Raw genomic sequence first — 26,323 nt, forward strand, 5'->3', positions numbered from 1 at the left:
GGACAGGCCGGGCCATTCAGCCCAAACGCGCGCGATGCCGGGCGATCTGGTGCAGCACTTGCGCCGGCGCCGTGCCACCCAGCGTGTTGCGGGCGTTCAGGCTGCCGCGCAGACTCAGGCACTCGTACACGTCTTTTTCAATGCTGGCGTTGAAGCCCTGCAGCACCGCCAGCGGAAGCTCGGACAGGTCGCAGTTGTGTGACACGGCGGCCTTGACTGCGTGGGCCACGGTTTCGTGGGCATCGCGGAAGGGCAGGCCTTTTTTTACCAGGTAGTCGGCCAGGTCGGTGGCGGTGGCGTAGCCTTTTTTAGCCGCTTCTTCCATGGCCAGGGCGTTGACCGTGATGCCGCCTTCCTTCACGCCGGTGGCCGGGTTCGGCTGGCCGCCCACCATTTCCACGAAGATGCGCAACGTGTCCTTGAGCGTGTCCACCGTGTCGAACAGCGGTTCCTTGTCTTCCTGGTTGTCCTTGTTGTAGGCCAGTGGCTGGCCCTTCATGAGCGTGATCAGGCCCATGAGGTGGCCCACCACGCGGCCGGTCTTGCCGCGCGCGAGTTCGGGCACGTCTGGGTTTTTCTTCTGCGGCATGATCGATGAGCCGGTGGTGAAGCGGTCGGCGATTTTCACGAAGCCGAAGTTCTGGCTCATCCACAGAATCAGCTCTTCGCTGAAGCGGCTGATGTGCACCATGCACAGGCTGGCCGCAGCGGTGAATTCGATGGCGAAGTCGCGGTCGCTCACGCCGTCCAGGCTGTTCTGGCACACCTGCGGTTCGCCTTTTTCATCCACCATGCCCAGCGTGCGTGCGACGCGTTCGCGGTCCAGCGGGTAGGTGGTGCCGGCCAGCGCGGCCGAGCCCAGCGGCAGGCGGTTGGTGCGGCGGCGCACGTCGGCCATGCGCTCGGCGTCGCGGCTGAACATTTCCACGTAGGCCAGCAGGTGGTGCGCAAAGCTCACGGGCTGGGCCACCTGCAAATGGGTGAAGCCGGGCAGGATCACGTCCACGTTCTTCTCCGCCACGTCCACCAGGGCGGCCTGAAGCTCGTTCAGCAGCGGCACGATCAGGTCGATCTCGTCGCGCAGCCACAGGCGCACATCGGTGGCCACCTGGTCGTTGCGGCTGCGCCCGGTGTGCAGGCGCTTGCCGGCGTCGCCCACCAGTTGCGTCAGGCGGGCTTCGATGTTCAGGTGCACATCCTCAAGGTCCAGCTTCCACTCAAAGCTGCCGTCTTCGATCTCGCTGCGAATCTGCGCCATGCCGCGCTCGATGGCTTCACGGTCGTCGGCACCGATGATGCCTTGCACGGCCAGCATCTCTGCGTGGGCCAGGCTGCCGGTGATGTCGGCCAGCCACAGCCGCTTGTCAAAAAAGACGCTGGCGGTGTATCGCTTGACCAATTCGCTCATGGGCTCCGAGAATAGGGCGGACCAGGCTTCGGATTTCTTATCGAGTTGATTGGTGGACATGGTGTTGCCAGCGGCTGGATGGAGAGGTGAACGGCGGATTTCGCCAGAGGCATGGGCGGTAGCGACAAGTTGATCATCGCTGCGACAGACAATACGACCGCAAGGCAACGGTCGCCCCTTTGGCGGCCCTGACCGTGATGCACCCATGAAAGACTCCCGGATTTTATCGACCTTCCAGGACTTGAACCACGGCTTAGGCAACCTGCCGTTGTCGCAGATGCCCGAAGTCGCGCGCCAGCGCGAAATGGTGTTCGACACCTGCAAGGTCGGCGTGGTGATGCGCGCGGTGCTGTTTGTGCAGACCGTGGTGGTGGTGGCCGCCCTGTTCAAGGCGCAAACCTGGATGGCCTGGTTCACCGAAGTGGCCGTGCTCACCAGCGCGGCGTTGCCCGCCGTGCTGGTGTGGCTGCTGGCGGCCTGTGCACTCAAGCGACCGCTGAGCCAGCTGCCCATGCCGGCGCAGTGGACGGTGGGCGTGGTTGGGGGTGCGTTGGCCGGCCTGTACGGTTGTGGTCAGCTGGCCTGGATGGGGCTGCTGGATCATGCGCCCTGGCTGGCCAGTGCGGCGGCGGGTGGCTTGATGGCTTCGGTGCTGGTGGCAGCCCTGGTGTGGCGGGCCAAGGCGCGTGCACCCGCAGGCACCACGGCCCAACTGGCTGAGCTGCAGGCACGCATCCGCCCGCACTTCCTGTTCAATACCCTCAACAGCGCCATTGCGCTGGTGCGTGAAGAGCCGGCCAAGGCTGAAAACCTGCTGGAAGACCTGAGCGAACTGTTTCGCCATGCCCTGGCAGACACCAAGGAAGCCGTGCCACTGTGGCAGGAACTGGAACTCGCCGAGCACTACCTGGCCATTGAACAAGTGCGGTTTGGCGACCGCCTCAAAGTGGAATGGAGCATCGACGAGACCGCCTCCAAGGCCAAGCTGCCGTCGCTGATCCTGCAGCCGCTGGTGGAAAACGCCGTCAAGCACGGGGTGGAACCCAGCCCCGAAGGCGCGGTGGTGCGCATCAGCACCAAGCGGCGCGATGGGGTGGTGATCATCAAGGTGACCAACACGGTACCGGCGGGCAGTGGCAAACGTGGTCACGGGCTGGCGCTGGACAATGTCCGGCAACGTCTGACACTGCTGCATGATGTGCAAGGCCGGTTCCAAAGCGCCCTGGTCAAGGGGGTGTTTCAGGTGCGATTGGAAATACCGGTATAAGCGGGTATTGAAGACCGAGGCATTGAAGCCGGTCTGGCAACGGAGCACGACATGACACTGAAGGTATTGATCGTTGACGACGAAGCGCTGGCAAGGTCGCGGCTGCGCACCTTGCTGGCCGAATGCACCGATCCGCGTGCCGACGTGGTGGGCGAGGCCGGCAACGCTGTGCAGGCCATGGAACACATCCAGCGCGGCCAGTGCGACCTGGTGCTGCTGGACGTGCACATGCCCGGCGTGGATGGCATGGCACTGGCTGGCGCCCTGCGCCAGATGGAAGCGCCGCCTGCGGTGGTGTTTGTCACGGCCTATGCCGAGCACGCAGTGCATGCCTTCGAACTGGAAGCGGTGGACTACCTCACCAAGCCGGTCCGCCGCGAGCGCCTGCAGCAGGCCTTGCAGAAAGTGCTGCGGCAGCTCAGCGCGTCTGAACAGAATGCCCATGACGGTGGTGGCATGGGCGAGAGCCTGATCATCCAGGAACGTGGCCGCAGCGAACGCGTGGCCCTGACCGATGTGATCTACCTCAAGGCCGAACTCAAATACATCACCGTTCGCACCGCCGACAAGGAACACATCTACGACGGTGCCCTGAGCGATCTTGAACAGCGCTATGCGCATCTGTTCGTGCGCGTGCACCGCAATGCCCTGGTGGCCCGCCGCGCCGTGCGCGCGGTGGAAAAACACAACGACCCGGTCGACGGCGAAGGCTGGACGGTGCGGCTCGACGGGGTCGACGAACGCCTGGCGGTGTCTCGCCGGCAACTGGCCGCCGTGCGAGAAGCCCTGATGGGCTGAACCTGGAAACGGCGGTTGACAGTGCGCTGTCCGCTGGAGATGCCCGTGGTCACCGGGCATTTTGGCCACAAAGAGGCACGCCATATGCGGCCATGCTTCAAACGGGGCCCCGTCCACACAGCGGAGACATCTCGACGGAGCGGGGGAATGCATTGAGCGAGAACCAAGACATGCGCAAGCCGGAAAGCACCGCCGAATCCGACGGCTTTGCTTTTCCGGGTGAATGGCTCCAGGCGCTGGTCGAGCAAACATTGGCTGCGATCTACGTGATCCAGGATGGCCGTTTCAAGTACGTCAACCAGGAGTTTGCCAACATCTTTGGCTACGCTTCGCCCGCCGACATCATCGACTCACTCAAGATTTCGGATTTGATTGCCCCTGAAGATCGCGAAAGAGTCGCCGAGAACGTGCGCCGCCGGGCCGCAGGCGAAGTGCCGGAAATGCGCTATTCGTTCGTCGGTTTGCGCCGCGACGGGCGGCGGATTCACATCGAAGTCCACGGACGCGCCATGCCGTTCGACGGACAACCGGCGGTCATTGGCCTGGCGCTCGATATCACCGAACGCAAGCTGGCCGAAGCAGCCAGTGACGAGAAGCTCCGCGCGCTTTTCGAACACTCGCCGCTTGGTATCGCACTGGTCGACCAGCAGGGCCGCCATATCGAGTGCAACGGTGCCTACCAGCGCCTCCTCGGCTGCTCGGACGACGTGTTGAAAAAGACGGACATGTGGTCTCTGGTTCCCGCGCGGTACGCCGACGAAGTGACCGGCATGCGGCAGGCGATCGAGAATGTCGGCCGCTACGGCACGATCGAGCTGGAGTACTGCCGCCAGGATGGGCAACGCGTTCCGGTACAGACCTGCGGGGTGCGAATCGCCGGTCATGGCGATCAGCACTACGTCTGGTCCATCGTCGAGGACATCACCGAGCGCAAAAGTCTCGAGAGTGAGCGGGCGGAGCAGCTCGCTGCCCTGAAAGCCCTCAACAAGCGGCTTCAGGAGACGCAGATGCAGCTGCTGCAGGCGGAGAAGATGTCTGCCGTGGGACAGCTGGCTGCGGGTGTCGCCCACGAGATCAACAACCCGGTCGGTTTCGTGAAGTCCAATCTGGGGACGTTCCAGTCTTACCTGTCAGGGTTCCTGCGTCTGGCCGACGCCTACGAGGCCGCCCTGGGCGCCCGTCCACCTGACGATCCGTCGCGGCAACGAATCCGCGATGTGGAAACGGAGATCGACTATGCGTTTATTCGCGACGACGCATCGACGTTGTTGCACGAATCGCTTGACGGCATCGAGCGCGTCAGGCGCATCGTTGCGGATCTCAAGGATTTTTCGCATCCTGGCGAAGCGCAGTGGCAATGGGCCGACGTACACAACTGCATCGACAGCACGCTCAACATCGTGGCCAACGAACTGAAGTACAAGGCCGATGTCGTCAAAGACTATGGGCAGCTGCCGCCAATCCGCTGCATCCCGTTCCAGTTGAATCAGGTTTTCATGAATCTGCTGGTCAACGCTGGGCAGGCCATTCCGGAAAGAGGGACGATCAGGATCCGGAGTGCACAGGTGGGCGACTCCGTCTGGGTCGAAATCGAGGACACGGGAAACGGAATCGCTCCGGATGTTCAAGCGCGCATATTCGAACCGTTCTTCACGACCAAACCGGTCGGCAAAGGCACCGGACTCGGGCTTGCTGTGTCCTACGGCATCGTGCAGAGTCACCACGGCGATATTGCTGTACGGAGCACAGGGGAGAAGGGGACCGTCTTCCGCGTGACGCTTCCGATCGATCCGGCCAGTGGACAGCCGGAGGTGAAGGCGGACGTGTGAGCATCACTGGATGGTGCGCAGCCTCACGCCGGTGTACTGGCGGCAGATTCGAAAGGCACTTGCATAGACCACCCCTGCGGTCAGGGGGCGCTCGAAGCGCGGCGGGGGGCTGCGCTGCGGCGCGGGGTCAAATTTCAGCGGCTTCGATCAGGAAGCGCACCCTGCGCTGACCCTGCCATTCGTCCGCATCGAGCCGGAAAGCCAGCTTCACCCGCACCGGCAGTGGTTCGGTGTGACCGAACCAGATGCCGTCGACTGGCTCGCCCTGATGCTTGAGCTTGAGCGCCAGGTGTTTTTCGCCAACCAGGCGCTGCGAGACGATCTGCACCTCTTCGCAGAACACCGGCGGGGCAAAGCCCTGACCCCACACCTCCTTGTGCAGCGTGTCCACCAGATCCGCGCGACGGTACTGGGTGTCGAGCGGGCCGTCGGCTTCCAGGCGGCGCTGCAGGGTGGCGGCGTCCAGCCATTCGTGGGCGACCTGCTGCAAGGCCGATTCAAAGGTGTCCAGATGCTCTTCTTCGATGGTGCAGCCGGCTGCCATGGCATGGCCGCCAAAGCGCAGCAGCACGCCCGGGTGGCGCTTGGCCACCAGGTCGAGCGCGTCGCGCAGATGAAAACCGGGAATCGATCGGCCCGAACCCTTGAGTTCGTTTTCCTTGCCGTCGGCCGCGCTGGCGGCGAACACGAAGGTGGGGCGGTGCAGTTTGTCCTTCAGGCGCGAGGCCACGATGCCCACCACGCCTTCGTGAAAATCCGGGTCGAACACCACCAGCGCAGGCGGCGGTTCTTCGGATTCATCGAACATTTCTTCGGCCAGCATCAGCGCCTGTTCGCGCATGTCGCCCTCAATGGTCTTGCGTTCGCGGTTGATGCCGTCGAGCGTGCGCGCCAGTTCGTCGGCGCGACCGGCGTCGTCGGTGATCAGGCATTCGATGCCCAGTGTCATGTCGGCCAGGCGACCGGCGGCGTTGAGGCGTGGCCCCAGAGCAAAACCGAAGTCAAAACTGGTGGCCACCTCCGGCCGACGCGCGGCCACCTGGAACAGCGCTGCCATGCCGGGCGGTAACGCGCCGGCCCGCACGCGCCTGAGGCCTTGTGCCACCAGGCGGCGGTTGTTGGCGTCGAGCTTGACCACGTCGGCGACCGTGCCCAGGGCGATCAGGGGCAGGAGCGCATCGATCTTCGGTTGTGTCTGAATGGAAAACACACCGCGCTCTCGCAGTTCTGCGCGCAGTGCCAGCAGCACATAGAACATCACGCCCACACCGGCAATCGATTTGCTCTCGAAGCTGCACCCCGGCTGGTTCGGGTTGACGATGATGCAGTCCTGCGGCAGCACCACCTCGCCGTCCTGCACCGCGGGCAGGTGGTGGTCGGTCACCAGCACGTTCAGACCCAGTTCCCGCGCCGCCTTCACACCGGCCACGCTGGCAATGCCGTTGTCCACGGTCACCAGCCAGTCGGCGCCACGTTCCTTCACGCGGCGGGCGATCGACGGGGTGAGGCCGTAGCCGTCGTTTACGCGGTCGGGCACCAGGTATTCCACGCTATCGAAACCCATGGGCCCACCCAGCAGGCGCAAGCCGCGCACCGCCACGGCACAGGCGGTGGCGCCGTCGCAGTCGTAGTCTGCCACGATGCAGATGCGTTGCCGGGCCGTCATGGCGTCGGCCAGCGCACGGGCGGCCTCCTGCGCGCCGAGCATCTGGGTGGGTGGAATCAGCCGGCCGAGTGCATCGTCGAGCTCGTCCTTGCTGGTGATGCCGCGCGCGGCAAACAGGCGCGCCAGCAGCGGATGCACGCCACCTTGTTCCAGCGCCCAGACAGCCCGCGGGGGCACGTCGCGTGTGATGATTTTCATAAGGATTCGAGCACTTTCCAGGCCGGGTTGGAGCCCAGCAGATTCTTGAAACGTTGGCCCAGGCGGGCAACTGCGCCGCGCCGCACGCTGGTCCAGCGCTGCGCGTGGCGCTCACCGCAGAGTGTCAGCATCACGGGTTCTCCGCGCCGGGTGGCTTCGCGCAAGGCACGTATGTGGGTGGCGTCCAGCTCGGCCAAGGCCGCTTGCCAGGCCGCCCAGTCGCCGCGCAAGGCGGCCTGGCGCAAGGCGTCGGGCATGGTGGGTGCGGCGTCGGTGGCGGGGGCCACAGCTGCGGCACCGGCACCGCTGACCCAGAAACCGTTGATGATGGGCTGCCGGGCTGCCTCCCTCGTGTCGTTCACCGGGTGGGTGTAGAACAGCATCTGGGCTTCGCTCTGCAGTCGCTTGAGCAACTGGCTGCCGGCATGCTGAAGCGGATTGTCGGCCAGCCAGCCGTCCACCGTGCGCCCGCTGACGCGATCCAGGCTGGCACAGGCCAGGCCTTTCAAAACGTCGCCGCTGGCGCGCCAGCGCGTTGCGCTTTCGTAGGTCAAGGTGATGCCGTCTTCACGGCAATACGGGGTCAGCGCGTCGAAGAGGGGCCGTGCATGGGCGTCGTCAAGGCCGAACTGGTCGGCAGGCAGCAGGGTTACCTGGTCCATGCCCACCTGAAAGTGGCAGGGCGTGAACCAGGCTTGCGGCGTGGTGGGTGTTTCGCTGTAAGCCGCAGCCCAGGGAATCTGACCATCGGGAAAGACCGTGCCGTCTGCCTGCACGATGCCCAGGGCTTGTGCCTGAGCCCGTTCGTGCGGCGCGCTGAGGCTGTGGTCGTGACCCGGGTCGGTGTGTTCCAGCACCAGTTCCGCCAGCAAGGCCTCCAGCTGCGGCAGCTTGAGCGCTTTCAGCATGGCCTGGCATTCGGGCGCGCTGGCGCTGGCAAAAGGAACCAGCAGGTGCGGGGAAGGCTCAAGAGCCATGGGCGGGGCAGACATCTCCGCATTGTCGGGGATGCCACAATCCCGCCTGGAAACCACACATGCAAACTCCCTACGAACTCATTCTGGGCTGGCGCTACACGCGCGCTGGCCGCGCCACCCGGCGCAACGGCTTCATCTCCTTCATCTCAGGCGTGTCCATGCTGGGCATTGCGCTGGGCGTGGCTGCGCTCATCATCGTGCTGTCGGTGATGAACGGCTTCCAGAAGGAAGTGCGCGACCGCATGCTGGGCGTGCTCTCTCACATCGAGGTCTTCGACGCCAGCGGCCAGGCCATTCCCGACCTGACCGGCACCATGGCCACCATCGAGGGCCACCCGGAAGTGACAGGCGTGGCGCCGTTCGTGGCCGCACAGGCCTTGATTGCCCGGGGCGAAGACATGAAGGGCGCGGTGGTGCGCGGCATTGACCCCGCGCTGGAACCCCGTGTCACCGATCTGGCCGCCGATCTGGCCGACACGGTGCTGCCGCGCCTGGTGCCGGGGGAGTTCGGCATCGTGCTGGGTGGTGAACTGGCCCGCAGCCTGGGGGTGCTCACGGGCGATTCGGTCACGCTGATCGCGCCCAGTGGTCAGGTCACGCCCGCAGGGGTGGTGCCCCGCATCCGCCAGATGACGGTGGTGGGCGTGTTCGATTCGGGTCACTTTGAATACGACTCCGCGCTGGCCATGCTGCACATGGACGATGCGGCACGCATTTTCCGCGTGGAAGGGCCCACGGGTGTGCGGGTGAAGATCAGGGATTTGCACCAGGCGCGCGAAGTGGCGATGGATCTGGTTTCGCAACTCGACCAGGGTCTTCTGGTGCGCGACTGGACGCGCCAGAACCGCACCTGGTTTGCGGCCGTGCAGCTCGAAAAGCGCATGATGTTCATCATCCTAACGCTGATCGTGGCCGTGGCCGCCTTCAACCTGGTGTCCACGCTGGTGATGACCGTGACCGACAAGCGCGCCGACATCGCCATCCTGCGCACCCTGGGCGCGAGCCCCGGCAGCATCATGGGCGTGTTCATGGTGCAAGGGGCCATGGTGGGCGTCATTGGCACCGGCCTGGGCCTGTTGCTGGGCCTGGGCATCGCCTTCAACATCGACTCCATCGTGCCGGCGCTGGAAAGCCTGCTGGGCGCGAGCTTTTTGCCCAAGGACATCTACCTCATCAGCCGCATGCCAAGCGATCCGCAGCAAAGCGACATCATGCCCATCGGCGTGATCTCTCTGATCCTGTCGTTTGTGGCCACGATTTACCCCAGCTGGCGTGCCAGCCGCGTGAACCCTGCGGAGGCATTGCGTTATGAGTGAAGTTCAGACCCTGGCCCCGGCTTCCACAGGCTCGGCCCGAACGGACGTGGTGCTCAGCGCCACCGGCCTCACCAAACGCTTCACCGAAGGCCGACTCGACGTGACGGTTCTGAAGGGCGTCGACCTGACCGTGCGTGCCGGCGAGACCGTGGCCATCGTGGGCGCGTCCGGCTCGGGCAAGAGCACCTTGCTGCATTTGCTGGGCGGGCTGGATGCGCCCAGCAGCGGCACGGTCCAGCTCATGGGCCAGGGGCTGGCGGGTCTGGGCGCGGCGCAGCAAGGCCATCTGCGCAACCAGCACCTGGGCTTCGTCTATCAGTTCCACCACCTGCTGCCGGAGTTCAGCGCCCGCGACAACGTGGCCATGCCGCTGTGGATCCGCCGCATGCCCCGCGCGCAAGCGGCGGAACATGCTGCACAGATGCTGGCCCGTGTGGGTCTGGGTGAGCGGTTGCACCACCGACCGGCCGAACTCTCAGGCGGCGAGCGCCAGCGGGTGGCCATCGCACGCGCACTGGTGACCCAGCCCGCTTGTGTGCTGGCCGATGAGCCCACCGGTAACCTGGATCGCGGTACCGCCGAAGGCGTGTTCGAACTGATGATGCAACTGGCCCGGGACCAAGGCACGGCTTTCATCGTGGTCACGCACGACGAAACGCTGGCCGCGCGCTGCGCCCGCACCTTGCGACTGACCGCAGGCGTGCTGACCTGAGGCGCCGCCGGCGGACAGGCTATTTCTTCGTGAACCTCAGCGGCTGATCCATGCCCTGCACATGGATCAGCAATTGCCCATCCTGCACCTGGTATCGCTGGGCCTGGCGAAGGGCTTCCATGTAGCGGGTTTCCTGTTCGCCGGCACCTCCCATGCAGGCCATTTTGGTGGAGGCCATCTGGCGAAAGATGATGCTTTCATTGTCAACGGCCACCGCGCCAACAAAGGTGTTGCACGAGCCATTGCCAGCGACCCGGCCGGACTCGGGGAACTGCAGACTCGCTGCAGAGCGGTCCATCACCGGTAGACCGTTGATGCTTTCTAGACGCCATTCTGTGCCCACCAACGCGGCCGCTCCGGCTGGCGCAGAGCTTGCGCCGGCACAGGCCGCCAGCATGACCAACATGGCGGGCAGACACCATGCCGGTGGGCGCAGGACCCCGCGCGGGTGCTGTAAGGAGTTGTTCATGATGGGCTCCACTTGAGGGGGAAGGAAACGATGGGCAGGCACCAACGGCGCTTGCCCCCACAATGGTGGTTATACCGCCATCCCGACATGTGGATTGACACCCATTGCCATCTCGACGCCCCCGAATTCGGCCCCGACCACGTGCTGGCTGAGGCAGCGCGTGAGCGCGCCGCTTCCCTGGGCGTTCGCCTGTGTGTGATTCCCGCCGTGATGCGTGCGAATTTCGACACCGTGCGCGTGCTGGCCCACCGGCTGGGCGACGCTTATGCGCTGGGCATTCATCCACTGTGTGTGCCGCAGGCGTTGGAATCCGACCTGGAGGCGCTCGATCACGCCCTCACCGAACACCGTACCGACCCGCGCCTGGTGGCGGTGGGCGAAATCGGGCTGGATTTTTTTGTGCCGGCCCTGTGTGAACCCACCATGCGCGAGCGGCAGACGTGGTTCTATCGCGAGCAGCTCAAGCTGGCGCGCAAACACCAACTGCCGGTGATCCTGCATGTGCGGCGCAGCGCCGACGCTTTGCTCAAGCATCTGCGCGCACTGCCCGTCAGTGGCATTGGCCACGCCTTCAATGGCAGCGAGCAGCAGGCGCAGGCGTTTCTGGACCTGGGCTTCAAACTGGGTTTTGGCGGCACCGCCACCTTTGAAGCCGCACAGAAAATCCGCCGCCTGGCGGCTTCGCTGCCCCTGTCGGCACTGGTTCTGGAGACCGATTCGCCCGACATTCCGCCTCAATGGCTGTACACCACAGCCGCCGAGCGCAGCGAAGGAAAACCGCAGGGCGTGAACACCCCTGCCGAACTGCCACGCATTGCCCACGTGGTGGCGGGGTTGCGCGGTATTTCCGATGCGGCATTGTCCGAGGCCAGCTGCGCCAACGCCTGTGCCGCCTTGCCAGGCCTTGCAAGGCTTCTCTCCTCACTACCGTCCCACGCATGAACCGTTTGCAGGGTCTGCCTCCGGTCATCGACGCCCACACCCGCCTGCTGGTGCTGGGCAGTTTTCCGGGCGTGGCGTCACTGCGGGCGCAGCAGTATTACGGCCATCCGCAGAACCATTTCTGGAAGATTCTGGGTGCGCTGTGGGGTTTGCCCCTGGCCACTGCGACTTACCCTGAACGCATTGCCGCCCTGCGAGCACATGGGCTCGGCGTGTGGGACGTGTACCAGGCTTGTCAGCGCGAAGGCAGTCTGGACGCCGACATCCGCCAGGGCGAGCTCAACGATTTCAGCGTTGTGTTGCGCACCTGCCCCTTGCTGGAAGGCGTGGCGCACAACGGCGGCGAGAGCCACCGCCATGCGCGCCATGTGGCGGCCGCGCTGGGAGGGTGTCTGGTCACTGAGCCGTTGGATATGCTTGAAGGAGACCCGGATGCGAGGCCGGTGCTGATCCACCGCTTGCCATCGACCAGCCCGGCCAACGCCAGCTGGTCTTTTGAACGCAAGCGCCAGGCCTGGGCGGCTGTGCTGCGCCGTCACGGCATCGCCACCGTGGGGCCGACGGGCATGAACCCATAATGGGGCGTCTGATCAGCACCCTCGCACCATGCTTCTTTTTTGCCCCGTTTCACGTACCCCCTTTCGCGGAGCCCGTCCATGAAGGCCGGCGCCAACGCCACTGCCCGCAAGCGCACAGGGCCGCAGACCTTGCCCGATGTGACCCTGTCTGAAGACGGTGAGGTGCGTTTCCTGCACCTGGGCACGGAGTGGATTCAGGGCACCATGCTGATCGACTCGCCCTTCGCCATCGAGCTGGACTACGTGCAGCGCATGATGGCCTGGCTGCTCTTCGTGGAGCCCGATTCGGTGCCCAAACGCCGTGCCCTGCAACTGGGGCTGGGCTCGGCGGCGCTCACCAAGTTCTGCTTCAAGACGCTGCGCATGGACACCACTGCCATTGAAATCAACCCGCAAGTGCTCGCCGCCTGCCGGGGCTGGTTCAAGTTGCCGGCCGATGGCCCGCGTCTGCGCGTGTTGCTGGCCGATGCCGAACAGGAAATCCGCAAGCCGGTGCACACCGGTCAATACGACGCTCTGCAGGTGGACCTGTACGACCACGAGGCCGCCGCCCCGGTGCTCGACAGCCCGGACTTCTACGCCGATTGCCGTTCCGTGCTCAGCGACGAAGGCATCATGACGGTCAACCTGTTTGGTCGCGATGCCAGCTACGAGCGTTCACTGCAAAGCATCTGCGCGGCGTTTGGCGAAGACGCGGTCTGGGCCTTCAAGCCCACGCGCGAAGGCAACACCATTGTGCTGGCCCAGCGCACCGCAGACCGCCCCACCCGCATGGCGCTGCTCGCGCGCGCTGAAGCCGTGCAGTCGCGCTGGCAGTTGCCGGCCGTGAAGTGGCTGCGCATTTTTAAGCCGGTGTCCTGAAGAAGACCGTACTTTCAGAATCCATGAAATCCACCGTCCAGACCCCTGTTGCCGCCTCTATGCTGGGCCCGCTCGACTGGCGTTCGCTGGTGGATTGGCTGCGTGAAGACGGCGTCATCTCCACCGACGAAGCCGAACGCACCATCACCCGCTGTGCCTCTGCCCACAGTGCCCAGCATCCATTGCAGCGCCTGGCCGTGGTGGGCATGGCGCGCAAGGCCGACGGCCATGTGCTCGACGCCGAGTCGCTCACCCAGTGGCTGGCCGAGCGCAGCGGCCTGAGCTACATGCGCATCGACCCCCTCAAGGTGGACGTGGGCAAGGTGGCCGACGTGATGAGCGCGGCCTATGCCGAACGCCACAAGGTGCTGCCGGTGCAGGTCGGGCCTGCCGAGGTCGTGGTGGCCACAGCCGAACCCTTCGTGCGCGACTGGGTTTCAGAAGTGGAGCGCCAGACGCGCAAGACCGTGCGCATGGTGGTGGCCAGCCCGACTGAAATCACGCGCTACACCGCCGAGTTTTTTGCACTGGCGAAATCGGTAAGGGCCGCCAGCAAGAGCGGCGGGCAGGCCGGCTTTGGCAGCTTTGAACAACTGGTGGAGCTGGGCAAGGCCAACAAGCAACTGGACGCCAACGACCAAGGCGTGGTGCAGGTGGTCGACTGGCTGTGGCAGTACGCGTTTGACCAGCGTGCCAGCGACATCCATCTGGAGCCGCGGCGAGAGCAGGGTGTGATCCGTTTCCGCATCGACGGCGTGCTGCACCCGGTCTACCAGATGCCCATTGGCGTGATGAACGCCATGATCGCGCGCATCAAGCTGCTGGGCCGCATGGACGTGGTGGAAAAGCGCCGCCCGCAGGACGGCCGCATCAAGACCTTGCGCCCCGGCGTGGGCGCGGTGCGCGGTGACGAGGTGGAGATGCGCTTGTCCACGCTGCCGACCGCCTTTGGCGAGAAGCTGGTGATGCGCATCTTCGACCCCGAGGCCACGGTGAAGGACCTGAGTGCCTTGGGCTTTTCCACACACGATGCGGCGCGGTGGGAGGGGCTCACCCGTCGGCCGCACGGCATCGTGCTGGTGACGGGCCCTACCGGTTCGGGCAAGACCACCACGCTCTACGCCACGCTCAAGCGTCTGGCCACCGAAGAGGTGAACGTGAGCACGGTGGAAGACCCGATCGAGATGATCGAACCGGCCTTCAACCAGACCCAGGTGCAGCCGCATCTGGACCTGGACTTCGCGCAGGGCCTGCGTGCCCTGATGCGTCAGGACCCGGACATCATCATGGTGGGCGAGGTGCGTGACCTGCCCACCGCAGAAATGGCGGTGCAGGCCGCGCTCACCGGTCACCTGGTGTTCACCACCTTGCACACCAACGATGCGCCCTCGGCCATCATGCGCCTGATGGAGCTGGGCATTCCGCCCTACCTCATCAACGCCACCGTGCTCGGCGTGCTCGCGCAGCGCCTGGTGCGCACGCTGTGTCCGGCTTGCCGAAAGCGTGAAGACGAGTCTGCCGCCGAAGCCTCCAGCGCCGCGCTGGCCGATCTGGTCAAGCCCTGGAAGGTGAGTGGCCGTTACCGCCCCTACCAGCCGGTGGGGTGCGTCGACTGCCGCATGACGGGTTACCGGGGTCGCACCGGCCTGTATGAACTGCTGGAAGTCACCGAGGCCTTCAAGGACCGCGTCAGCCGGGAGCCGCGACTGGAAGTGATGCGCAAGCAGGCCGTGGCCGACGGCATGCGCCCTTTGCGGCTCGCGGGCGCCATGCGGGTGGCAGAAGGCAAGACCACGCTGGACGAGGTGCTTGCCAGCACACCGCCGGTGAGCTGACACCGGCGAAGCAGGGAGCAGGGCCCCGTCATCAAGCACCCGCTGTCACCCTGTTTTCCTCTTGCCGAACCCCGCGCCTCGGGGGCACGCGCAGTGTCCCTTCGAACACCTGCCTGCGTCCATCTGCCCATAATCCTGCATGCCTGCCGTGACCACAGCGCCTTCGCCACACCTCGCCACCGGACTGCTGCTGGCAGGCGCCGGCTCCATTGCCTTCAGCGGCAAAGCCATCATCGTGAAGCTGGCGTACCGGTACGGTGTGGACGCGGTCACGCTGATCATGTACCGCATGCTGTTTGCCTTGCCGCTGTTTGTGGCGCTGGCCTGGTGGGCCACGGTGCGCCAGGGTCGCAGCGAGCGCGTGCCCCTGACCGCCCGCGACGCGCTGGGCGTGCTGGGCCTGGGGGTCACCGGCTACTACCTCGCGAGCTTTCTGGATTTCTGGGGGCTGGAGTACATCAGTGCCAGCTTGGAACGGCTCATCCTGTACCTCAACCCCACGCTGGTGCTATTGCTGGGCTGGGTCATCTACAAGCGCCGCATCACCGGCCTGCAGGCGATCGCCATGTTCGTGAGCTACGCCGGCGTGCTGCTGGTGTTTGGCCACGAAGCCGACTTTGCCGGCCCCAACGCCGCGTTGGGCGCCGTGCTGGTGTTTGCCAGTGCGGCCAGCTACGCCATCTACCTCGTGTACAGCGGGGAACTGGTCAAGCGACTGGGATCGATGCGGCTGGTCGGGCTGGCCACCAGTGTGGCGTGCGTGTTGTGCCTGCTGCAGTTCGTGCTGCTGCGGCCCATGAGCGCGGCGGTGGTGGCACCCGAGGTGATCTGGCTGTCACTGCTCAATGCCACCCTGTGCACTTTTGCACCGGTGATCATGGTGATGATGGCCGTCGAGCGCATCGGCGCCGGGTTGGCGGCGCAGACCGGCATGATCGGCCCCATGTCCACCATCGCCATGGGCGTGCTGATTCTGGACGAGCCCTTCAACCGCTGGATCGTGGCCGGCACGGTGCTGGTGGTGGCAGGGGTGTTTCTGGTGACCCGGAGGAGAGGATGACACCCCCGCAGCGCTTCGCGCTACCCCCTCAAGGGGGCGATACCAGTGGCCCGGCAGAGCCGGTTCCACGGTATCTCTGGACCTCAGACGCTTCGCGCCGGAAGGGTTTGGATTTATCGCTTCAGACACCCTACGTGGCGCTTCTGCGCCATTGAAGACTTTTAGGAGAAGACAGCATGGATCTGGGTATTGCAGGCAGATGGGCGCTAGTGTGCGGCGCGAGCAAGGGGCTGGGGCTGGGCTGCGCGCAGGCGCTGGCGGCCGAAGGGGTGAACGTGGTGATGGTGGCGCGTGGCGCGCCGGTCCTTGAGGCTGCCGCTGCGGCCATTGCGCAGGCATCACCCGCCGTGAAGGTGCTGACCGTGGCCGCCGACATCACCACACCCGAAGGCCGCGCGGCGGCCCTTTCCGTGGCGGGCGGGCCTGGCACGGCGTTCGACATCGTGGTCAACAACGCAGGCGGTCCACCGCCGGGCGACTTCCGCAGCTGGGACCGTGAAGCCTGGATCAAGGCGGTGGACGCCAACATGCTCACACCCATCGAACTCATCAAGGCCACGGTCGATGGCATGGCCGAGCGCGGTTTCGGGCGCATCGTCAACATCACCTCCAGCGCCGTGAAGGCGCCGATCGACATCCTGGGCCTGTCCAATGGCGCACGCAGCGGCCTCACGGGCTTCGTGGCGGGTGTGGCGCGCAGCCCGCTGGCCGCGCAGGGTGTGACCATCAACAACCTGTTGCCGGGCAAGTTCGACACCGACCGCATCGCCGCCACGCTCAAGGCCGCTGCCGACAAGACTGGCAAGAGCATGGAAGAGATTCGCCTCAGCCAACAGGCCCAGATTCCGGCCGGGCGTTACGGCACCCCGCAAGAGTTCGGCGCCATCTGCGCGTTTCTGTGCAGCGTGCACGCCGCCTACATGACGGGGCAGAACGTGCTGGCCGATGGTGGGGCGTATCCGGGCACGTTCTGAGCCGGGCGTGGCGCCACGATCAGCTTCGTGAGCTCACCAGAATCCCGCCCACGATCAGCACGAAACCCAGCGCGTGGTAAGCCCTGGGTGGTTCGCTCAGCAACGTGGCCGACATGAGCGCCGCAAACAGGGGCGTGAGGTTGGAGAACACGCTGGCCGTGGCTGGCCCCACCCGGGAAACGGCCGCCCCCCAGCAGCGGTAGGCCAGCAGCGACGGACCCACCGCCACAAAAAGCAGGCCCGCAGCCAGCGGCCAGCCCCACGCCAGATGCGGAGAACCGGCCTGGGCCGTGGGCAGCAGCCACCATTCACCCGCCGTCATCGCGCCAGACCAGCAAAGCCCCATGACGATCTGGGCCAGCAGAAAAGCCGCCCAGTCTGCCTTGATGGCCGCAGGCTCTGATCGGGGTCTGGCCAGCAGCCAGCTGTACCAGGCCCACAACAGCGAAGCCAGCAGCATCCACGCATCCCCTGGCACCAGTTGCACCGCGAGCAACTGCTCCCAGTCGCCTCGCGACAGGACCACCGCCACACCGGTGAGCGCCAGCACGGCACCCAGGACGGCCCGTCTGGAGATCGGCGCATTGAAGAACAAACGCCCCAGCAGCAACATCCACACCGGGGTGCTCGACGCCACCAGTGTCACGTTCATGGGTGATGAAGTTTTGAGCGCCAGGTACTGCAGTGAGTTGTACAGACCCACGCCCAGCAACCCGAGCAGCGCAAACCGCCGCCAGTGCGGCCACAAAGGGCTGCCCGGTCGCAGCACCCAGCCCGCGATGGGCAGCAATATGAGCAGCGCCAGTGCCCAGCGAAGAAAGTTCAGGGTCAAAGGGGGCACCACGCCCTGCATCATGCGGCCGACCACGGCATTGCCTGCCCACATCAGGGGCGGCAGAATCAGCAGCACGAGCGTGGTGGGCGTGAGGCGAGCGGACGGGTTGGTGGGCATGGCGCCACTGTAACCACCGCCCCGTGCCCCGTGCTGAATCGGGGCTGACATCCGGGACACTGAAAGAATACCGTTTTCGTGGCAGCATCGGTCGTTGCACTTGTGAGCCATTTGATTCACTCGATCCATCCGATTCCCATCCGAGGAGAGACACATGACCCAGACCAGTCGCGCCGTGCGCATCCACGCCCACGGTGGCCCCGAGCAACTCGTGGTGGAAAACGTCGAGGTGGGTGATCCGGGCCCGGGCGAGGTTCGCATCCGACATCACGCGGTGGGGCTGAACTTCATTGACGTGTACCAGCGCACCGGCCTGTACCCCAACGCCATGCCCTTGTCGCTGGGCATGGAAGGCGCTGGGGTGATTGAGGCCGTGGGTGCCGGTGTGACGCATCTCAAGGCGGGCGACCGCGCCGCCTACGCAGCCAATCCGCCCGGCAGCTACTGCGATGTGCGGGTGATGCCCGCCATGAACGTGTGTCAGTTGCCCGACGCCATCGACTTCGAAACTGGTGCGGCCATGATGCTCAAGGGCCTGACGGCCCAGTACCTGCTCAAGCGATGCCCTCCGGTGGAAGGCTTGAATGCGGGCGATTTTGTGCTGTTCCACGCGGCCGCGGGTGGCGTGGGGCTGATCGCCTGCCAATGGGCCAAGGCCTTGGGGTTGCGCCTGATCGGTACGGCCGGGTCGGATGAAAAGTGCGCGCTGGCCAAGGCGCATGGCGCCGAGTTCACCATCAACTACCGGCAGGAAGACTTTGCAGCGCGGGTGAAAGAAATCACCGGTGGTAATGGCGTGAAAGTGGTCTACGACTCGGTGGGCAAGGACACCTTCGACAAGTCGCTGGACTGTCTGATGCCGTTTGGCCTGATGGTCAGCTTCGGCAATGCCAGCGGCCCGGTGCCGCCGTTTGCACCTGGCATCCTGGGCGCCAAAGGATCGCTGTACGTGACGCGGCAGACCTTGTTCAGCCACATCACCAGCCGGGAGCGGACCCAGGCCATGGCCGACGATCTGTTTGCGGTGGTGGAAGTGGGCCAGGTGAAGATCCGCATTGATCAGCGCTTTGCGCTGACCGAAGTCCAGCAGGCCCACCGCAGCCTGGAGGCACGGGCCACCACGGGCTGCACCGTGCTGTTGCCCTGAGCAACGAAACAGGGGGGAGATCTCTCACCCCAGACCTCTTCCAGAGGGGACTTAGCCGAACGCCAGAAGGGTAGTCAATCCAGGGGCATCAAGGGTCCGGCTCCGCCGGCCCAAGATGCCGTCCCCCCTCCCAGCGCCGTAGGCGCGCCAGAGAGGGGGGAAGCCGCAAGGCGGCGCAGGGGGGTGCCTTAGAACTTCACGCCCACACCGACGTTGATGCCGTCGACCTTGATGCCTTTGCGGTCGTAGTAGCGCATGTAGTCGGCGTTGATCGACATCGCAGGAGTCAGCGCGAAGCTGGCGCCACCGCCGTAGGCAAAGCTGGTGCCGCGATCAGAGATGCTCAGGCTGCCTGCGCTGGCGCTGACCTTGGTGGTGGCCACGCCGGCGCGACCAAACAATTCCACCGTGTCGCCCAGCATGACCTTGGGCTTGACGAACACCCCGGCAATGTTGTCGACCTTGCCCTTGAGGCTGGCGCTGCCCACCCGCACGTCGTCCGATTGCAGGCCCAGACCCACCAGGCCTTCGACGGCGAGGTTCGGGTTGAGTTCGTAGCCAATGATGCCGCGCACCATCGAAGGGTTGACCTTGGCCGAGAACGCGGTGTCGGTTTCTTCGAAGTTGAGGTGGCTGTAACCAAGTTCGCCGTACATGCCCTGGGCCTGTGCGGTGGCTGCGGTCAGTGCCACAGCGGAGATGGCGACGATTTTGCCGAGATGTTTCATGCGAGGGGTCCTCCGATAGAGAGTGTGAAGAATGCCGCCCTCAGAAGGGGCAACACTTCAGTGGACCACCTGGCTTTGCACTTCGTTCCTGCCCAGAGGGAAAGCAGGGGCTACGTTTGTCTCATTCGGTAAGTGAGCGGGGTATGAGCAAAAGACGCCCAGCCCCTAGGCCGGAGAAGTCATCTCTGACAGGCCCATGCTCTGCAGTGCCTGCTCCAGGCGCTGCAGGGTGGCGGGAACGTCGTGCCACTTGTCGAGCCCGAACAGGCCGATGCGGAAGCTGCGGAAATCGGCGGGTTCGTCGCATTGCAGCGGTACACCGGCGGCGGCCTGCAGGCCAGCGGTCAGGAATTTCTTGCTCGACTGGATGTCGGGATCGGTGGTGTAGCTCACCACCACGCCGGGCGCTTGAAAGCCTTCGGCTGCCACGCTGGCAAACCCATGCCGCTCCAGCAGGTCGCGCACCTGGCGACCCAACTGGACCTGTTCGTCGCGCACGCGGGCATAGCCGTAGGCCTCGGTCTCTTTCATGGTGTCGCGCAGGCGGTGCAGGGCGTCGGTGGGCATGGTGCTGTGGTACGCATGGCCACCGGCTTCGTAGGTCTCCATGATCTGCAACCACTTGCGCAGGTCCATGGCGAAGGTGGTGCTCTGTGTGTGGTCGATGGCGGTGCGCGCGCGCGTGCTGAGCATCACCATGGCGCAGCAAGGCGAGCTGCTCCAGCCCTTTTGAGGCGCGGAGATCAGGATGTCCACGCCGGTGGCCTCCATGTCCACCCACATGGCGCCCGAAGCAATGCAGTCCAGCACGAACAGGCCACCCACCGCGTGCACCGCGTCGGCCACCGCACGCAGATAGTCATCGGGCAGGATCATGCCGGCGGCGGTCTCCACATGGGGTGCAAACACCAGTGCCGGCTTTTCGCGGGCGATGGCAGCCACCACTTCTTCAATGGGTGCAGGGGACCAGGGGGCCTGCGCATCGGACGAGGTGCGGCGAGCCTTCATCACGGTGTGGCTGGCGGGGATGCTGCCCATGTCGAAGATCTGGGTCCAGCGAAAGCTGAACCAGCCATTGCGGATCACCATCACATGCTTGCCGTGCGCAAACTGCCGCGCCACCGACTCCATGCCGAAGGTGCCGCTGCCGGGCACCAGAACCGCCGAATGTGCCCCGTACACGCGCTTGAGCATGGTCGAGATGTCGGTCATCACGCCCTGGAAGCGCTTGGACATGTGGTTCAACGCACGGTCGGTGTAGACCACCGAAAACTCGTACAGACCATCGGGGTCGACGTGGGGCAGCAGTCCGGGCATGAGTGTCTCCTGGGAAGGTCGCGAAATTGGCCGGTCAGATTAGCACAGCCCCTTCGGGCGTGCAGGCCCTGATGGCATCAGTCGCGCGCGGCGTCAGACAACGGCTGGCGGAGCCGGCTCGGAGCGAGCACGCCAGCCGAGTCCAGGATAGGGTAGGCGATCGAACAGATGTGGGAGTTGATGCGCTTGAGATCGCTGATGAGATCGATGTGCAGCGAACTGGTCTCCATGCTCTGCAAACTCTGGTCGGACAGGCGTTCCAGGTGGGTGGCGGCGTACTCGCGCTCCATGTCGCGGAACCGTACCTTTTCTTCAAGCAGCCGCTGTGCGTCGCGCACGTTGCCGTTGAGGAACACGCTCATGCCCAGGCGCAGGTTGTCCAGCAGGCGGGCGTGCAGTTCGACAATTTCGGCCATGCCCGCGTCGGAAAACGTGCGGTTCTTGCGAATCTTCTTGTCCTCTATATCGAGCAGCACCCGTTCCACGGTGTCGCCGATCTGCTCCATGTTGATGGTGAAGCTGATGATGTCGGTCCAGCGTCGGCTTTCTTCTTCGCTCAGCTGCTGACGGGAGATCTTGGTGAGGTAGTACTTGATCGAGGAATACAGCTGATCGACCGTGTCGTCGAGTTTGCGCAGCTCTTGCGACAGTTTTTTGTCGTTGTTCTTGATCACGGTCATCACGCCCCGCAACATGGTCTCCACCACGTCGGCCTGGTGCATGGCTTCGCGTGCCGCACACGAAATGGCAAGCGATGGCGTGGTCAGGGCGGAAGGGTCCAGGTGGTTGGGGCGGTTCAGGGCGGCGCTGCCGTCCTGCAAGGGCAGGATGCGTTCCACCATCCGGGCAATGGGATGGGTCAGGCCGATGAACACCGCGCCCACCATGACGTTGAAGCTGAGATGGAACAGCACGGTGAGGGTGGCGGGGTCCTGAACCCAGCGCTGTGCCACGCCCAGCCAGAGCGGAATGAGCCAGGGCGCAATGGCCACGCCCAGCACCTTGAACAACAGATTGCCCAGCGGTACCTGGCGGGTGGAGATGCCGGACTTTGCCGTGGTCAGCACCGCTAGCAGGCCGCTGCCCAGGTTGGCACCCAGCACGAGGCCCAATGCCACGTCCAACCCCACCACCTGCAACGCCAGCGTGGCCGACAACAACACCACAGCCAGACTGGAATAGGCCAGCACCGCCAGGGTGGCGCCCACCAGAATCTCGAGCATGCGGTCGCTGCTGAGCGACTCCAGCATCAGCTGCACGGCGGGGTTCTGCGTCAGCACGTTGGTTGACCCCGTCACCAGCCGCAGCGCCAGCAGCATCAAGCCCAGGCCGATCAGCACGCGGCCAACGTCGCCCACCGAACTGCCCTGGCGCGAGATGAACAGCGTCACGCCCAGGAAGATGAACAGTGGCGAAAGCCAGGAGAGATCGAAAGAAAACACCACCGCCATGACGCTGGTGCCGATGTCGGCCCCCAGCATCACGGCCAGCGCGGCGGGCAGCGCGATCAGGCCTCTTCCCACGAAAGAGGCTGTGATCAAAGCGGTGGCGGTGCTCGACTGCACCAGTGCCGTGACCCCCAGGCCGGACAAGGCCGCCTTGAAACGGTTGCCCATGCTGCGCGCCAGAATCTGGCGCAGGTTGCTGCCAAAAACACGCAGCACGCCCGTGCGCACCAGGTGCGTGCCCCAGACCAACAGAGCGATTGCCGCGAGAAGATCCAGCAGATGTTTCATGTGCAGGGAAACTATACGCCCCGCACGCAGATGCGCCGGGACGCGCCGCTCAGCGACCTCGCCGGATGCGCAGGATTTCGTCCAGGATCAGGCAGATGGCGCCAATGGTGATACCGGCATCGGCGATGTTGAAGGCCGGGAAATGGCCACCAGGAAAAATGCCTGAAAGGAAATTCCAGTGGAAATCGAAGAAGTCCACCACGTAGCCGTGCAGCGGCCGGTCAACGAGGTTGTTGCCGATGGCGCCACCCAGAATGCAGGCCAGCGCAAAGGAAAACAGCCGCTGCCCCCGGTGCGCACGCAGCATCCAGACGATGAACACCGTGGCCACCACACCGATGCCGGTGAAGAACCAGCGCTGCCAGCCGCCCGCCGAAGCCAGGAAGGAAAAGGCCGCGCCGGTGTTGTGTGCCCGCACGATGTTGAAGAAGCTGGTCACATAGGTGCTGTCGCCCAGTTGGTAGTTGGCCAGGATCAACACCTTGGTCAGCTGGTCCAACAGCACGATGACTGCCGCCAGACCCAGCCAGGGCCAGATGGGCGCGCGGGCGCTGTCCATCAAGCGACCTTGCGGATTTCGCCCGCCCCTGTGCCAGCGGCTTCAGCCAGGTTGCTCACGCACCGGCCGCAGATCGTGGGGTGTTCGGCGTGGTTGCCCACGTCTTCGCGGTAGTGCCAGCAGCGTTCGCACTTGGAGGTGGTGGCCGGCACCACCTCGATTACCTGCGTTTCCCCCTGGAGCAGCGTCACCTGGGAAACGATGAACACGAACCTCAGATCGTCCCCGAGTGAGGACAGCAGGGCGTGATCGACGGCAGGAACGGTGATGCGCACGGTGGCTTGCAAAGACGAACCCACCTGGCCGGCTTCGCGAACAGTCTCGATCTCCTTGTTCACCGCATTGCGCAGTTCGCACACACGCTCCCACCGGGTGACAAGCGCGGTATCGACGGACGGCATGCTGGCAAAGGTCTCGAAGAAGATCGAGCCTTGGTTTTGCGTGCCCGCCAGCACCGGCCAGGCTTCCTCGGCCGTAAAACTCAGGAACGGGGCCATCCAGCGCAGCATGGCGTGGGTGATCTGGTGCAGCGCGGTCTGCGCGCTGCGCCGCGCCAGGCTCTTGGGCGCGGTGGTGTAGAGCCGGTCCTTGAGTACGTCAAGGTAGAACGCGCCCAGGTCTTCAGAGCAGTAGACCTGCAGCTTGGACACCACCGGGTGGAACTCGTAGGCATCAAAGTGGGCCAGCACCTCGGCCTGCAGTTGCGCCGCGCGTGCCAGGGCGTAACGGTCGATCTCCAGCATTTGTTCGGCGGGCACGGCGTCGGTGGCCGGATCGAAGTCGCTTACGTTTGCCAGCAGGAAACGCAGCGTGTTGCGGATGCGGCGGTAGGCGTCGACCACGCGGGCGAGGATTTTTTCGTCGATGTTGAGGTCGCCCGAATAGTCGGTGGATGCCACCCACAGCCGAACGATCTCTGCGCCCAGCTTGCTGTTCACGCTCTGGGGCTCCACTGTGTTGCCCAGGCTCTTGCTCATCTTGCGACCCTGGCCGTCGGTAGCGAAGCCGTGGGTCAGCAAGCCCTTGTAGGGCGCGCGGTCGTACAACGCGCAGCCCAGCAGCAGCGAGCTGTGGAACCAGCCGCGATGCTGGTCGTGGCCTTCCAGGTACAGGTCGGCTTCGGGGCCGTTGTCGTGGTACGGCAGGCGGTCGTAGGCCTGGGCGTGGCTGCCGCGCAGCACATGCTGGAAGGTCGAGCCCGAATCGAACCACACTTCCAGAATGTCGGTGCTCTTGGTGTAGTTCGGCGCATCGGCCGCCCCCAGGATCTCTTCAGCGGTGACGCGGCTCCAGGCCTCGATGCCGCCTTTTTCAACGATGTCGGCCGCCTGATCGAGGATCTCCATGGTGCGCGGGTGCAGCTCGCCCGAATCCTTGTGCAGGAAAAACGGCACCGGCACGCCCCAGCTGCGCTGGCGGCTGATGCACCAGTCGGGCCGGTTGGCGATCATGTCGCGCAGGCGGGCCTTGCCGTTTTCCGGGTAGAAGTGGGTGCGTTCGATGGCGTCCAGCGCCAGCTGGCGCAGAGTCGTGGGTGCCTTGTCGCTGGTGAACACGCCCTCGCCCTCGTCCATGCGAACGAACCACTGGGCCGCCGCGCGGTAGATCACGGGCGTTTTGTGGCGCCAGCAGTGCGGGTAGCTGTGGGTGATGGTCTGCGTGGCCATCAGCCGGCCGGCGTTCTTCAGCGCTTCCAGGATCACGGGCACGGCCTTCCAGATGTGCAGGCCACCGAACAAAGGAAAGTCAGCGGCATAGGCGCCGTTGCCCTGTACCGGGTTCAGGATGTCGTCGTACGCCAGACCGTTGGCCATGCAGGAGTTGAAGTCGTCCAGGCCGTAGGCGGGCGACGAGTGCACGATGCCGGTGCCGTCGGCATCGCTCACATAGTCGGCTACGTATACCGGTGACAGGCGCCGGTAGCCGGCATCCACGTCGAACAGCGGGTGGCGGAAGTTCAGGCCCCCGAGCTTGTCGCCCTGGGTGGTCGCGAGCACGGTACCGGTGAGGCCGAAGCGCTCCAGGCACTTTTCCACCAGCGTTTCGGCCAGCACCAGGCAGCCCTTGGGCGTGTCCACGAGGGCGTAGGTGAGTTCAGGGTGGGCATTGAGCGCCTGATTGGCTGGGATGGTCCACGCGGTGGTGGTCCAGATGACCACGAAGGCAGACTTGCCAGCGGGCAGTGCGGACAGGCCGAAGGCGGCCGAGAGCTTGGCTGCATCGTCGGTCTCGAAGGCCACATCCAGTGTTTCGCTCTTCTTGTCGGCGTACTCGATCTCGAACTCCGCCAACGAAGAACCGCAGTCGAAGCACCAGTACACCGGCTTGAGGCCCCGGTAGACGAAGCCGCGCTCGATCACGCGCTTGAACGCGCGGATCTCGCCGGCCTCGTTGGCCGGGTCCATGGTGCGGTAAGGGCGTTCCCAGTCGCCGAGCACGCCCAGGCGCTTGAAGTCTTCGCGCTGCTGGTCGATCTGTTCGGTGGCAAATGCGCGGCTCTTGGCCTGCATGTCGTCGCGCGAGAGCTTGCGCCCGTGCAATTTCTCGATCGCGTTCTCGATCGGCAGGCCGTGGCAGTCCCAGCCGGGGATGTACTGCGCGTCAAAGCCGGACAGTTGACGGCTCTTGACAATCATGTCCTTGAGGATCTTGTTCAGCGCGTGCCCGATGTGCAGCTTGCCGTTGGCGTAGGGCGGGCCGTCGTGCAGCACGAACAAGGGGGCGCCCCGGCGCGCCACCCGCAGGCGCTGGTAGAGGCCTTCGTCGTTCCATGCCTTGACCCAGCCCGGCTCGCGCTTGGGCAGGTCGCCGCGCATGGGAAACGGCGTGTCGGGCATGTTCAGCGTGGCGCGGTAGGCGCCAGCGCCGGTGTCTGACTTGGCGGGGGGAGCAGCAGGTTTCTCAGCCATGATGGTTTCGATGGGGACTTCGCAGGCTCAGCCCGAACAGGGGTGTCTGGGGAATGTGGAATCCAGCCGCCAGCCCCGAGCCTGA

The 26,323-nt window shown here is 64.8% G+C and carries 22 protein-coding genes; 12 read left to right on the forward strand and 10 right to left on the reverse strand.

Annotated features, from left to right (window positions below; genetic code table 11):
- Nucleotides 1-16: 16 nt before the first annotated feature.
- Nucleotides 17-1,468 (reverse strand): argininosuccinate lyase, encoded by a 1,452-nt coding sequence (gene argH / locus J2W49_RS11730; protein ID WP_310315859.1) that lies wholly within the window; start codon nt 1,466-1,468, stop codon nt 17-19.
- Between the two features lie 145 nt (nt 1,469-1,613).
- Here argH and J2W49_RS11735 point away from each other — a divergent pair, with 145 nt between their 5' ends.
- From J2W49_RS11735 to J2W49_RS11745, 3 genes are all read left to right on the forward strand, one after another.
- On the forward strand, nt 1,614-2,675 hold the full coding sequence (locus J2W49_RS11735; RefSeq protein ID WP_310315861.1) for a sensor histidine kinase: 1,062 nt from the start codon (nt 1,614-1,616) through the stop codon (nt 2,673-2,675).
- Nucleotides 2,676-2,726: 51 nt separating this feature from the next.
- Complete coding sequence (locus J2W49_RS11740; RefSeq protein WP_310315863.1) at nt 2,727-3,473, forward strand: LytR/AlgR family response regulator transcription factor; 747 nt, start codon at nt 2,727-2,729, stop codon at nt 3,471-3,473.
- A gap of 170 nt (nt 3,474-3,643) precedes the next feature.
- Nucleotides 3,644-5,302: a PAS domain S-box protein gene (locus J2W49_RS11745; RefSeq protein WP_310315865.1), complete on the forward strand. Its 1,659-nt coding sequence runs from the start codon at nt 3,644-3,646 to the stop codon at nt 5,300-5,302.
- A 127-nt stretch (nt 5,303-5,429) separates the two neighbouring features.
- On the opposite strand, the gene recJ is transcribed toward J2W49_RS11745, so the two are convergent.
- Together recJ and J2W49_RS11755 are read right to left on the reverse strand one after the other, a co-directional pair.
- Complete coding sequence (recJ, locus tag J2W49_RS11750) at nt 5,430-7,166, reverse strand: single-stranded-DNA-specific exonuclease RecJ (protein WP_310315867.1); 1,737 nt, start codon at nt 7,164-7,166, stop codon at nt 5,430-5,432.
- Nucleotides 7,163-8,158, reverse strand: coding sequence for a phosphoglycerate mutase (locus tag J2W49_RS11755; protein WP_310315869.1), 996 nt, complete (start codon nt 8,156-8,158; stop codon nt 7,163-7,165). The genes recJ and J2W49_RS11755 overlap by 4 nt, the downstream gene beginning before the upstream one ends.
- Before the next feature lie 44 nt (nt 8,159-8,202).
- Between J2W49_RS11755 and J2W49_RS11760 the strand changes: the two genes are divergently transcribed.
- Together J2W49_RS11760 and lolD are read left to right on the forward strand one after the other, a co-directional pair.
- Nucleotides 8,203-9,459 (forward strand): lipoprotein-releasing ABC transporter permease subunit, encoded by a 1,257-nt coding sequence (locus J2W49_RS11760; RefSeq protein WP_310315871.1) that lies wholly within the window; start codon nt 8,203-8,205, stop codon nt 9,457-9,459.
- Nucleotides 9,452-10,171 carry a lipoprotein-releasing ABC transporter ATP-binding protein LolD gene (gene lolD / locus J2W49_RS11765; RefSeq protein WP_310315873.1) on the forward strand — a complete coding sequence of 240 codons (720 nt, stop codon included), beginning with the start codon at nt 9,452-9,454 and terminating at the stop codon, nt 10,169-10,171. The genes J2W49_RS11760 and lolD overlap by 8 nt, the downstream gene beginning before the upstream one ends.
- 19 nt (nt 10,172-10,190) lie before the next feature.
- Here the strand turns inward: lolD and J2W49_RS11770 are convergent, their stop codons facing one another.
- The gene (locus J2W49_RS11770) at nt 10,191-10,640 is read right to left on the reverse strand and encodes an META domain-containing protein (RefSeq protein ID WP_310315875.1); all 450 of its coding nucleotides are present in this window, start codon (nt 10,638-10,640) and stop codon (nt 10,191-10,193) included.
- Nucleotides 10,641-10,727: 87 nt separating this feature from the next.
- Between J2W49_RS11770 and J2W49_RS11775 the strand changes: the two genes are divergently transcribed.
- From J2W49_RS11775 to J2W49_RS11800, 6 genes are all read left to right on the forward strand, one after another.
- Nucleotides 10,728-11,582, forward strand: a complete 855-nt coding sequence (locus tag J2W49_RS11775; protein WP_310315877.1) for a TatD family hydrolase — start codon at nt 10,728-10,730, stop codon at nt 11,580-11,582.
- Entirely contained in the window at nt 11,579-12,160 is a 582-nt protein-coding gene (locus tag J2W49_RS11780) for a DNA-deoxyinosine glycosylase (RefSeq protein ID WP_310315879.1), read from the forward strand. Before J2W49_RS11775 ends, J2W49_RS11780 begins: the two co-directional genes overlap by 4 nt.
- Before the next feature lie 78 nt (nt 12,161-12,238).
- A complete protein-coding gene (locus J2W49_RS11785) occupies nt 12,239-13,021 on the forward strand; it encodes a class I SAM-dependent methyltransferase (protein WP_310315881.1) in 783 nt (260 codons plus the stop codon).
- Nucleotides 13,022-13,044: 23 nt separating this feature from the next.
- Nucleotides 13,045-14,856 carry a type IV pilus assembly ATPase TfpB gene (tfpB, locus tag J2W49_RS11790; RefSeq protein WP_310315883.1) on the forward strand — a complete coding sequence of 604 codons (1,812 nt, stop codon included), beginning with the start codon at nt 13,045-13,047 and terminating at the stop codon, nt 14,854-14,856.
- Between the two features lie 139 nt (nt 14,857-14,995).
- Nucleotides 14,996-15,916, forward strand: coding sequence for a DMT family transporter (locus tag J2W49_RS11795; RefSeq protein ID WP_310315885.1), 921 nt, complete (start codon nt 14,996-14,998; stop codon nt 15,914-15,916).
- Nucleotides 15,917-16,092: 176 nt separating this feature from the next.
- Nucleotides 16,093-16,890, forward strand: a complete 798-nt coding sequence (locus J2W49_RS11800) for an SDR family oxidoreductase (RefSeq protein WP_310315887.1) — start codon at nt 16,093-16,095, stop codon at nt 16,888-16,890.
- Between the two features lie 19 nt (nt 16,891-16,909).
- On the opposite strand, the gene J2W49_RS11805 is transcribed toward J2W49_RS11800, so the two are convergent.
- Complete coding sequence (locus J2W49_RS11805; RefSeq protein WP_310316330.1) at nt 16,910-17,842, reverse strand: DMT family transporter; 933 nt, start codon at nt 17,840-17,842, stop codon at nt 16,910-16,912.
- A 154-nt stretch (nt 17,843-17,996) separates the two neighbouring features.
- Between J2W49_RS11805 and J2W49_RS11810 the strand changes: the two genes are divergently transcribed.
- A complete protein-coding gene (locus J2W49_RS11810; RefSeq protein ID WP_310315889.1) occupies nt 17,997-18,989 on the forward strand; it encodes a quinone oxidoreductase family protein in 993 nt (330 codons plus the stop codon).
- Between the two features lie 188 nt (nt 18,990-19,177).
- Here the strand turns inward: J2W49_RS11810 and J2W49_RS11815 are convergent, their stop codons facing one another.
- The 5 genes from J2W49_RS11815 to ileS all read right to left on the reverse strand — a co-directional run bounded on the left by J2W49_RS11815 (nt 19,178) and on the right by ileS (nt 26,238).
- On the reverse strand, nt 19,178-19,717 hold the full coding sequence (locus J2W49_RS11815; RefSeq protein WP_310315891.1) for a porin family protein: 540 nt from the start codon (nt 19,715-19,717) through the stop codon (nt 19,178-19,180).
- Nucleotides 19,718-19,882: 165 nt separating this feature from the next.
- Complete coding sequence (locus tag J2W49_RS11820) at nt 19,883-21,034, reverse strand: aminotransferase class V-fold PLP-dependent enzyme (RefSeq protein WP_310315893.1); 1,152 nt, start codon at nt 21,032-21,034, stop codon at nt 19,883-19,885.
- Between the two features lie 77 nt (nt 21,035-21,111).
- On the reverse strand, nt 21,112-22,770 hold the full coding sequence (locus tag J2W49_RS11825) for a Na/Pi cotransporter family protein (RefSeq protein WP_310315895.1): 1,659 nt from the start codon (nt 22,768-22,770) through the stop codon (nt 21,112-21,114).
- A 49-nt stretch (nt 22,771-22,819) separates the two neighbouring features.
- The gene (gene lspA, locus J2W49_RS11830; RefSeq protein ID WP_310315896.1) at nt 22,820-23,329 is read right to left on the reverse strand and encodes a signal peptidase II; all 510 of its coding nucleotides are present in this window, start codon (nt 23,327-23,329) and stop codon (nt 22,820-22,822) included.
- Nucleotides 23,329-26,238 carry an isoleucine--tRNA ligase gene (gene ileS / locus J2W49_RS11835; protein ID WP_310315898.1) on the reverse strand — a complete coding sequence of 970 codons (2,910 nt, stop codon included), beginning with the start codon at nt 26,236-26,238 and terminating at the stop codon, nt 23,329-23,331. The genes lspA and ileS overlap by 1 nt, the downstream gene beginning before the upstream one ends.
- Nucleotides 26,239-26,323 lie beyond the last annotated feature (85 nt).

Origin of the sequence: Hydrogenophaga palleronii (assembly GCF_031457455.1) — a bacterium.
Classification (GTDB): domain Bacteria; phylum Pseudomonadota; class Gammaproteobacteria; order Burkholderiales; family Burkholderiaceae_C; genus Hydrogenophaga; species Hydrogenophaga palleronii_A.

Bases quoted from the DNA above. Each gene is read 5' to 3' on its own strand.
- J2W49_RS11805 (WP_310316330.1), bottom strand. From the start codon at position 17,842: ATGCCCACCAACCCGTCCGCTCGCCTCACGCCCACCACGCTCGTGCTG.
- J2W49_RS11760 (WP_310315871.1), top strand. From the start codon at position 8,203: ATGCAAACTCCCTACGAACTCATTCTGGGCTGGCGCTACACGCGCGCT.
- J2W49_RS11780 (WP_310315879.1), top strand. From the start codon at position 11,579: ATGAACCGTTTGCAGGGTCTGCCTCCGGTCATCGACGCCCACACCCGC.
- tfpB (WP_310315883.1), top strand. From the start codon at position 13,045: ATGAAATCCACCGTCCAGACCCCTGTTGCCGCCTCTATGCTGGGCCCG.
- J2W49_RS11745 (WP_310315865.1), top strand. From the start codon at position 3,644: ATGCGCAAGCCGGAAAGCACCGCCGAATCCGACGGCTTTGCTTTTCCG.
- lolD (WP_310315873.1), top strand. From the start codon at position 9,452: ATGAGTGAAGTTCAGACCCTGGCCCCGGCTTCCACAGGCTCGGCCCGA.
- J2W49_RS11775 (WP_310315877.1), top strand. From the start codon at position 10,728: ATGTGGATTGACACCCATTGCCATCTCGACGCCCCCGAATTCGGCCCC.
- argH (WP_310315859.1), bottom strand. From the start codon at position 1,468: ATGTCCACCAATCAACTCGATAAGAAATCCGAAGCCTGGTCCGCCCTA.
- J2W49_RS11795 (WP_310315885.1), top strand. From the start codon at position 14,996: ATGCCTGCCGTGACCACAGCGCCTTCGCCACACCTCGCCACCGGACTG.
- recJ (WP_310315867.1), bottom strand. From the start codon at position 7,166: ATGAAAATCATCACACGCGACGTGCCCCCGCGGGCTGTCTGGGCGCTG.
- J2W49_RS11740 (WP_310315863.1), top strand. From the start codon at position 2,727: ATGACACTGAAGGTATTGATCGTTGACGACGAAGCGCTGGCAAGGTCG.
- J2W49_RS11770 (WP_310315875.1), bottom strand. From the start codon at position 10,640: ATGAACAACTCCTTACAGCACCCGCGCGGGGTCCTGCGCCCACCGGCA.
- J2W49_RS11815 (WP_310315891.1), bottom strand. From the start codon at position 19,717: ATGAAACATCTCGGCAAAATCGTCGCCATCTCCGCTGTGGCACTGACC.
- J2W49_RS11820 (WP_310315893.1), bottom strand. From the start codon at position 21,034: ATGCCCGGACTGCTGCCCCACGTCGACCCCGATGGTCTGTACGAGTTT.
- J2W49_RS11785 (WP_310315881.1), top strand. From the start codon at position 12,239: ATGAAGGCCGGCGCCAACGCCACTGCCCGCAAGCGCACAGGGCCGCAG.
- J2W49_RS11755 (WP_310315869.1), bottom strand. From the start codon at position 8,158: ATGTCTGCCCCGCCCATGGCTCTTGAGCCTTCCCCGCACCTGCTGGTT.
- ileS (WP_310315898.1), bottom strand. From the start codon at position 26,238: ATGGCTGAGAAACCTGCTGCTCCCCCCGCCAAGTCAGACACCGGCGCT.
- J2W49_RS11810 (WP_310315889.1), top strand. From the start codon at position 17,997: ATGACCCAGACCAGTCGCGCCGTGCGCATCCACGCCCACGGTGGCCCC.
- J2W49_RS11800 (WP_310315887.1), top strand. From the start codon at position 16,093: ATGGATCTGGGTATTGCAGGCAGATGGGCGCTAGTGTGCGGCGCGAGC.
- J2W49_RS11825 (WP_310315895.1), bottom strand. From the start codon at position 22,770: ATGAAACATCTGCTGGATCTTCTCGCGGCAATCGCTCTGTTGGTCTGG.
- lspA (WP_310315896.1), bottom strand. From the start codon at position 23,329: ATGGACAGCGCCCGCGCGCCCATCTGGCCCTGGCTGGGTCTGGCGGCA.
- J2W49_RS11735 (WP_310315861.1), top strand. From the start codon at position 1,614: ATGAAAGACTCCCGGATTTTATCGACCTTCCAGGACTTGAACCACGGC.